At 63.4% G+C, this 7,763-nt stretch carries 8 protein-coding genes; 3 read left to right on the forward strand and 5 right to left on the reverse strand.

What is annotated here, in order from left to right; translation table 11 throughout:
* Positions 1–22 precede the first annotated feature (22 nt).
* Positions 23–1,492, reverse strand: coding sequence for a cryptochrome/photolyase family protein (locus tag WCE35_RS22310; RefSeq protein WP_424595485.1), 1,470 nt, complete (start codon positions 1,490–1,492; stop codon positions 23–25).
* A gap of 107 nt (positions 1,493–1,599) precedes the next feature.
* Between WCE35_RS22310 and WCE35_RS22315 the strand changes: the two genes are divergently transcribed.
* Positions 1,600–2,001 carry a DUF2177 family protein gene (locus WCE35_RS22315; protein ID WP_424595486.1) on the forward strand — a complete coding sequence of 134 codons (402 nt, stop codon included), beginning with the start codon at positions 1,600–1,602 and terminating at the stop codon, positions 1,999–2,001.
* Between the two features lie 93 nt (positions 2,002–2,094).
* Here the strand turns inward: WCE35_RS22315 and WCE35_RS22320 are convergent, their stop codons facing one another.
* Entirely contained in the window at positions 2,095–2,754 is a 660-nt protein-coding gene (locus WCE35_RS22320) for a peroxiredoxin (protein WP_424595487.1), read from the reverse strand.
* 388 nt (positions 2,755–3,142) lie between these two features.
* Between WCE35_RS22320 and WCE35_RS22325 the strand changes: the two genes are divergently transcribed.
* A complete protein-coding gene (locus tag WCE35_RS22325) occupies positions 3,143–3,718 on the forward strand; it encodes a hypothetical protein (RefSeq protein ID WP_424595488.1) in 576 nt (191 codons plus the stop codon).
* Positions 3,719–4,289: 571 nt separating this feature from the next.
* Positions 4,290–4,475, forward strand: coding sequence for a hypothetical protein (locus WCE35_RS22330; RefSeq protein WP_424595492.1), 186 nt, complete (start codon positions 4,290–4,292; stop codon positions 4,473–4,475).
* Between the two features lie 271 nt (positions 4,476–4,746).
* Here WCE35_RS22330 and WCE35_RS22335 read toward each other — a convergent pair whose 3' ends face one another.
* The 3 genes from WCE35_RS22335 to WCE35_RS22345 all read right to left on the reverse strand — a co-directional run bounded on the left by WCE35_RS22335 (position 4,747) and on the right by WCE35_RS22345 (position 7,706).
* Entirely contained in the window at positions 4,747–6,585 is a 1,839-nt protein-coding gene (locus WCE35_RS22335; protein WP_424595489.1) for an alkaline phosphatase family protein, read from the reverse strand.
* A gap of 118 nt (positions 6,586–6,703) precedes the next feature.
* Complete coding sequence (locus WCE35_RS22340; protein WP_424595490.1) at positions 6,704–6,919, reverse strand: hypothetical protein; 216 nt, start codon at positions 6,917–6,919, stop codon at positions 6,704–6,706.
* A gap of 88 nt (positions 6,920–7,007) precedes the next feature.
* The gene (locus tag WCE35_RS22345) at positions 7,008–7,706 is read right to left on the reverse strand and encodes an ABC transporter permease (RefSeq protein WP_424595491.1); all 699 of its coding nucleotides are present in this window, start codon (positions 7,704–7,706) and stop codon (positions 7,008–7,010) included.
* Positions 7,707–7,763 lie beyond the last annotated feature (57 nt).

The following is a 7,763-nucleotide window of genomic DNA, read 5'->3' on the forward strand; positions in this document are numbered from 1 at the left end:
ACCCGTTGGCTCGCAATGACGGCTAAAGTTTCGCATGGCGGAGCTTGGCATAAGCGGCCAACGCGCGTTCGCGGCCGGCCTTGTGATCGACGATCGGATGCGGGTAGGTCCTGCCAAGTTCGAGACCAGCGACGGAGAGTTCCAGCGGTGTCGCGGTCCAGGGCTGATGGATGAGTTTTGCCGGCAACCGCGCGAGCTCCGGCACCCAGCGCCTGATATAGACGCCGTCGGGATCGAACTTCTCGCTTTGCAGGATCGGGTTGAACACCCGGAAATAGGGCGCGGCATCGGCGCCGCAGCCGGCGACCCATTGCCAGTTGGCGGGGTTGCTGCCGGCATCGGCATCGACCAGTGTGTCCCAAAACCATGCTTCGCCGTAGCGCCAGTCGATCAGCAGATGTTTTACCAGGAATGAGGCCACCACCATCCGCACCCGGTTGTGCATCACGCCTGAGTGCCAGAGCTCGCGCATGCCGGCATCGACGATGGGGTAGCCGGTGCGGCCGCGCTGCCAGGCTCGCAGCGCCTTGTTGTCGTGCTTCCAGGGAAAGGCATCGAACGATGGCTGCAGGTTGCGCGCGGCGAGGTCAGGCATATCGAACAGCAGGTGGCGGCAGAATTCGCGCCAGCCGAGCTCGCTGAGGAATTTTTCGATATCAGCGGCGAGTCGAGGGCGCGCGGCCGCGGCAAAGCGCGCGGCATGCCAGACCTGGCGCGGGCTGATTTCGCCGAAGCGCAGATGTGGCGACAGTTTTGACGTGCTATCGCGGTCGGGCCGGTCGCGGTCGCCCAAATAGCCGGCCACCGCGCCTTCAAGAAATGTTTTGAGCCGCGCCTGCGCCGATGCCTCGCCCGGCGTCCAGCTCTGCCGCAAGCCAGAAGCCCAGTCCGGATGCGACGGCTCAAGCTGCCAGCTTTCCAGCGCATCGCTGGCAAGGCCCGGGATGCCGCTCAGCTTCCTCGGCGCAGGAAGCGGCCGCGGTGGATCGCCCAGCGACTGCACGCGCCGCCAGAACGGCGTGAACACGCGCAGGCCGCGGTTGTCCTTGGTGCGGACGTTTGTGGGCGAGGCCAGCAGATCGCCGGGGAAGTCTTGTGAGGCGACGCCGATCTGTTCCAGCGCCTGGGCCGCCTGATCGGCCACCGCCTGGTACGGCGCTTGCACAATGTCGTTCCAGAACACGGCCGCAGCGCCGGTCTCGCGCGCGAGTTCGGCGATGATCTTGGCGGCTGACCCTTTGCGCAGCACCAGCGATGCGCCAATCGTGTGAAGGCTCGCTTGCAGCGCCCGCAGCGATTGCGCCAGCCACCAGCGCGCCGCACGTCCCAGCGGCCGCGCGTTTGGCGGCAAGGCGGCGCTCTCTTCATCGAGAACGTAAAGGCAAATCACCGGCGCGCCGGTCCTGGCGGCTTCGTGCAGGGCAGGGTGATCGGACAGCCGCAAATCGTCGCGAAACCAGACGATACAGGGGCGGGCCGAGGTGGGGGGCATCAGATGGTCAACTCGCTCGACGCAGATTGGGTCCGCGCGCCGACATTGCAACTTTGCGGGCCCTGATACGTACTACAAGGCAGTGCGCCAGCGCGCCGGAGGCTGCCGTGAACAGGTATGTTGTGCTTTATCTGGCGACGTTTGTCGTCTTCATCCCGATCGATTTCCTGTTCCTCGGCCTGGTCGCCAGGGGCTTCTTCGCCTCGCAGGTCGGCGACATGCTGGGCGAGATCAGGTTCGCGCCGGCGATCCTGTTCTATCTGCTCTACGTCGCGGGCGTCGTGATCTTCGCCAACGGCCCCGCAGGCGCGACCTGGCAATCGGCGCTGCTCTACGGCGCGCTGTACGGACTGTTCTGCTATGCGACGTTCGAGCTCACCTCGCTGTCTCTGCTCAAGCACTGGAGCTGGGCGGTCGTGGTCGTCGACACGTCCTGGGGCGTGGTGTTGACGGCGGTCTCCTCGACCGCCGGCCTTTTGATGGCGAACTGGCTGGCGCCGAAGGTCTAGTTCGTCATTGCGAGGAGCGTAGCGACGAAGCAATCCAGTCGAGCGGGTGGTATGGATTGCTTCGCTTCGCTCGCAATGACGGCGGTGCGTCCGTCACTTCGGCTGCGGCACGATCCGGATATAGGGTTTTGGCGCCTTCCAGCCCTGCGGATAGATCGTCCTGGCCTCATCGTCGGTGACGGAGCCCGCGATGATGACGTCCTCGCCCGGTTTCCAGTCCGCCGGTGTCGCGACGCGATGCTTGGCGGTCATCTGCAATGAATCGATCACCCGCAAAATTTCCTGGAAGTTCCGGCCGGTGGTCATCGGATAGACCAGCACCAGCTTGATCTTCTTGTCGGGGCCGATGATGAAGACGTTGCGGACGGTCTGGTTGTCGGCGGCGGTGCGCGTCGCGGCGTCGCCGGAGGTCGAGGCCGGCAGCATGTCGTAGAGTTTTGAGACGTTGAAATCGGTATCGCCGATCATCGGATAGTTCGGCGCCGCGCCCTGCGTCTCCCTGATGTCCTCGGACCATTTCGCGTGCCGGTCGACAGGATCGACGCTGAGCCCCATCAGCTTGACGCCGCGTCTGTCGAATTCTCCCTTCAGCTTGGCCAGCGCGCCGAGCTCGGTGGTGCAGACCGGGGTAAAATCCTTCGGGTGCGAGAACAGCAGCGCCCAGCCATTGCCGATCCAGTCGTGGAACCTGATTTTGCCCTCGGTGGTCTCGGCTTCGAAGTCGGGGGCGACCGCGCCAATCTGGAGTGCCATGTTGTTACCTCATCTCATTCAGGTTACGGAGAAATTCGATTTGAGGATGTCCCGGAGATGATAGCTCGGGGCGGGTCTCAAGGGAACCGCCGGCCGAAAAAGGTGAGATCGTTCTCCGCAGGCCGAACCTCCTAGCATCTTCTTCTAATCCATGCCCATGCGGCGAAAAAGCCACAATCGCCGCAAAAGCCCGTTGCCGGCCCCGATATCGCCTTTTATACCGCGCATCACGCCCGGCCAGCTGCTAATTCGGCGAACCGTGACCGGCGCCACAGCGACCAATCGGCAACTATCTAAAAATTTCGGAATCCAGGTTTCGAATCGTTAACCACTCGTTTGCGCCCGCATGGAAATGCTGGACCGGAAAAAGAAACCGAGAAGTGCATCCATGTCTGCCCCAAATACCAAGCCTGCCGAAACGTTGGTCGCCCTCCAACCGTCCTGCCGCAAGAGCGCAGCCCATGCCTTGACCATCGTGCGCGACGGCGTGATCACCGGCGAGGGCCCGACCACCAGGGGCCGCATCCATTTTTCTCGCACGCTGGACGCTGATGACGCCGCCTGGTGCGCGTGCATTCTGACCGCTGGCGCCGTCGCGCATCAGCCGGTCAGCCGCGCCGAGGCCGAGGCGTTGTTCGAGATCAACGATGCCGCTACCGAGCGCAGCGACGATGGACGTTTCGACGATCTGCTGGCCAAGGCGGTCGCCCATCATGCCGCCTCCGAGTCGGGCCTGCCGGTGCCGCCGCGCACGGTGGCATTGTCGCCGGACACCGACATCGCCAGCTGGGCGCCGGCGCACGCCAAAAAAATCGATGCACAGATGGTGGAATGGATCGCGAGCCAGATGCGCGGCAAGCGCCGCCATAACCGCACGCTGGCAAGAATGGTCGCAACCGTTCTCGGCGCGGCGGCATTGCCGCTGTCGCAACTGTCCAACGTGCTCGATATCGGGATGATGTAGGTTCATTGCAGATCGTCATTGCGAGCGCATCGGTGTCGCAGCCCGACGGGCTGCGAACTTTATCGACGATGCCCTCAACTGCCTGGCTAGTGACGTGGATGGAAATCCATGTCAGCTTCCGGATCAAGAAGGCTGACAAGCCTGAAAAAAATCTCGGGAGCAGCCGATGGTGGGACATCTCATCAAATCGCAGGCGCACGCCGCGGCGACGGTCGCGGCGCTGTGCATCGCCACAACGCTGCCGACGATGGCCACCGCGGCCGATCATAGTCTCGGCGCCGATCCCGCGGCCATGACACAGTGTGCGGACCCAAATTCGAGGCACGGTACCCAGGGCTTCTGTCGGATGTCTTGAAGCGCGTGGACACGGATCACGGAGATGATTTGAGTCGTCCAAAACACGTGACACGATCGACGCTAACCTCATGATCGGCACGCAGGGCGTATTGAGCCCTACGAAGTGCGAACTTGTTCGTCCGCAGGATTCGCGGCCGTCAAGAATTGACGGAATCGCGGAGCAGTGCATCCTTGTGGCATGTTTGGTTTCTTCAAGGGTTGTCGCCTGGCGCGCATGAGCAGCGGGCGTTATTGCCTGGTGCGCGATCTCGGTCTCGTCAAGGGCGGCAAGGGCATGCGCCACCATGAGGTGGTGATCGCCTTCAGCCCGCGTGAGCTAGTGAAGGGGTTGCGGCAGCGATCGGCCAGGCGTCGCAAGCCGGAAACAAGGCCGGAGTTGGCTCGCGAAACAAATTTGTAGCGCGTAGCCGAGGCAAAAATCGCTCGATAGTGCCTGGTCGGCGTAGCCTTCACTCGCCCTTTTGCCGTGTGAATGTTTGCGCGATCTTCAGGAAGTTGAAGAGATGTGGCATCCGATTGTCGCGCCGATGGTTGAGCGAAAGCGAGGTTCCTGGATTGTGCCCTTCGTAGATGGGTGGAGCGAAGCGATACCCATCACTTGCTTGTTATGGAGGTGATGGGTTTCGCGGAAAGCTCAACCCATCCTACGACTATGCATGCGGACCACTGCGCTATTTCCCCGCGGTTTTTTGCTTGCCGCCGTCTCCATCCAGCCCGAGCGTGCGGCCGGGAAATCCGGCGGCGTCGAAATAGCGCTGGGTGCCGACGCGCTGGAAGTTCAGCACGGTGCGCAGGCCATTCGCCGCGGGCTGCGACTTCACCGTGCCGAAGAAGGCGCGCGCCGTCGCGCCGTTGGGCATCGCTTCGGTCATGACGCGGCCGATCAGATTGCCTTTGGGTTTTGGTGAAAGTCCCATCAGCTTTGCCGCGGTGGCGCCGACGTCGGCGTTGCTGACGGGCAGGGGATCGACATAGCCCGATTTGAAGTCGGGCCCGATCGCCGCCATGAAATTCAGGGTGTCGCCGCGGCTGAAACTTCCATGCATGCCCTGGCCCTGGCGCAGCACCGTATCGGCGATCTCGACCGAGCAATTGACCGGCTCGTCGCATCCGGACGACCAGGAGCGGAAATTGACCACGATCGAAGGGTTCGGCGTCACCGCCTTGCCCTTGAGGCCAAGCTGGGACATCGGCAGCGTGCCGGGAAAACGCCCGAGCTCGTCGTCGACGAACAGCCCGCTGACATAGTCCTGCTCCAGCAGCGCCCTGATCGCGCGCCCGGCGAGTTTCCTGTCCTTGCGCGGCAGATAGACCAGGTCCGATCCGCCATTGGTGGCGACCACCACGTCCGGCTTGGCCGGATCCTGCCCGAGCACGCCGTTGCCGGCCTTTGGATGGGAGTTATCGGCGACCCGCGCGTTTTTGTTGTTGGGATCGAACAGCGGCAGGTTCAGCGCCTTGGCGAGATCGATCGCGACGAAGCCCATCGGGAGGAAATCCTTTGGCGTGTCTTCATACGTGATCTTCGCCGCGGGGCTGGTCTTGCTCTCCTTCGAGATGGTTGAAAAACCGTGGTCGGCGGAGACGATGATGTTGGTCGAGGCGGCAAGGCCGAGATCGTCGAGCGCTTTGCGCAGTTGCGCCAGATTGTCGTCGGCGTTCCTGATGCCGGCCATCGAGGTCGGGCCATTGATGCCGGGCGTGATGGTGTTGAGGCTGTCGCCGGTATTGTGCTGGCTGCCGTCGGGATCGCGCGACCAGAACACCAGCACGAACGGCTTGTTGCGCGCCTTGAACATCGGCAGCACGACCCTGGTGGCGACGTCGGCCATGTAGGCCTGTTGCGGCACATTGGCGGCCGTGGTGCCCGGTGTTTTAGCGTCGCCGGCCTTGCCGTTGTCGCCGCGCGAGGGCGTGGTCAATGGCAGATTGGCCTTGGTCAGCGCCTCCTTCATTTCGTCCGAGAGGGGCACGCCGGTCTTGCCGCCGGTGGAGTCGTCGATCACGATCGTGGTCCTGCCGCGGTCGGTGTGATCGAACAGCAGCGTCGGGCCGACCTTGCCGATCGCGGCGGTCGAGAAACCCTGTGCGCGGGCCAGCTTCAAAATGGTGTCTTCGTTCAGATAGTCGCCGTTGAAATGCTCGTCGACGTCGCCGAGCACCGCATCGTTCTCGATGAAGGGGACCACGGTGTCGCCGGCCGGCACCGAGGAATAACCGGTATAGATCGTGTTGCTGAAGGTGCCGGTATCGCCGAGGTAGTGGCCGCTCGCCATCGCCGAGCCGTTGGCCATGGTGAAGGTCGGAAACAGCGAATGCGAATTCTTGAAGTTGACGCCCTTGTCGCGGAGTTCGGCCATCGCCGGCGCGGTCTGCGGCGTCACGATACGGCCGCGCAAGCCGTCCGGGATGAACAGGATCAAATTGCGCGGCGCGGCGTTCTGCGCCGACGCTGCGACTGCGGACAGCGCGAGCAGGCTTGCGGATAGCAACACAATGGCGCGGCGCATGAGGTTCTCCCCGTGAGAAGCAATTTCGGCGATCTGCCGCTGCTCCCGTTTAGTTTTGCTGTGCGACAGAATTGTTACAGGCGGCCGTCACGTGCCTCAAGGGCGAAGAATCCTCTGCTTATTGCCGTCGCCCGAGCCAGCGCCGCACGGCCACGACCGCCCAGATTGCCTCGACCAGGCCGAACGGCCATGCGCCCTGCAGGAATCCGTAGATCGAACCGAGTGCACAGGCGACCGCGAACGCCGGGATGAACCATGGACTGCGGTCCTCCGCCGCGTAGCAGACCAGCATCATCGACACCGCGAACAATCCAAACAGGGTCAGTGAATCCATCGCTTCCGCGAGTCCTTTTGATGCCAAACGCGCTGGTGCGGTCGTTGTGACAACAGACGATCGCCGATGACGAGGTCGCGGCGATCAGTCATTTTTCCCCAACGCGGCCCACCAGCAGGAAGGCCGCGGTACTCACCGCCACGCTCAGCGACAGCAGGATCAGCCCGAGCCCGAGGGCGAGCGCCAGATCGCCCTTGCTCGTTTCCAGCACGATGGCCGTGGTCATGGTTCGCGTATAGCCACGAATGTTGCCGCCGACGACGATGATCGCACCGACCTCCGCGATGGCACGGCCGAAGGCGGCGAGGAACGCGGTCAACAGCGACGCGCGGCCGAGCGAGAACAACAGCATCATGCTGCGAAAACGGGAAAGGCCGTCGGTCCGCATCAGGTCGGCATATTCCGCCCACAGCGCCGTGGCCGGGCGGTGCACCAGCGCGACGACGATCGGGGTCGTGAGCGCGACCTGCGCGATCACCATGGCGGATGGCGTGAACAACAGCCCGGCAAATCCGATGGGTCCGGACCGCGACAGCAGAAGATAGATCGCGAGCCCCGCCACCACCGGCGGCAGGCCGAGCAGCGCGTTCGCCAATACGATGACGGTTTGCCGCCCGGGAAACCGGCTGATGGCCAACAGCGCGCCGATGGGGGCGCCAATCACCAGGGCGACGAGGCTGGCCGACAGGCTGACGCGCAGCGACAGCAGCACGATCCCGATGAGTTCGGAATCGAAGCCGGAGATCAGCGACAGCGCCGCGGCAACGGAGTGCGCGAAATCGTTCATTCAGCTTGCCTGCGGGAAAATCTCGGAAATGGCGGGCCCGGTCGCACTCTCGGAGCG

The sequence above is a fragment of the Bradyrhizobium sp. genome, assembly GCF_049691595.1.
Classification (GTDB): Bacteria; Pseudomonadota; Alphaproteobacteria; order Rhizobiales; family Xanthobacteraceae; genus Bradyrhizobium.

Coding starts and splice junctions, on each gene's coding strand:
- WCE35_RS22310 (WP_424595485.1), bottom strand. CDS start 1,492: ATGCCCCCCACCTCGGCCCGCCCCTGTATCGTCTGGTTTCGCGACGAT.
- WCE35_RS22320 (WP_424595487.1), bottom strand. CDS start 2,754: ATGGCACTCCAGATTGGCGCGGTCGCCCCCGACTTCGAAGCCGAGACC.
- WCE35_RS22325 (WP_424595488.1), top strand. CDS start 3,143: ATGTCTGCCCCAAATACCAAGCCTGCCGAAACGTTGGTCGCCCTCCAA.
- WCE35_RS22330 (WP_424595492.1), top strand. CDS start 4,290: ATGAGCAGCGGGCGTTATTGCCTGGTGCGCGATCTCGGTCTCGTCAAG.
- WCE35_RS22335 (WP_424595489.1), bottom strand. CDS start 6,585: ATGCGCCGCGCCATTGTGTTGCTATCCGCAAGCCTGCTCGCGCTGTCC.
- WCE35_RS22340 (WP_424595490.1), bottom strand. CDS start 6,919: ATGGATTCACTGACCCTGTTTGGATTGTTCGCGGTGTCGATGATGCTG.
- WCE35_RS22345 (WP_424595491.1), bottom strand. CDS start 7,706: ATGAACGATTTCGCGCACTCCGTTGCCGCGGCGCTGTCGCTGATCTCC.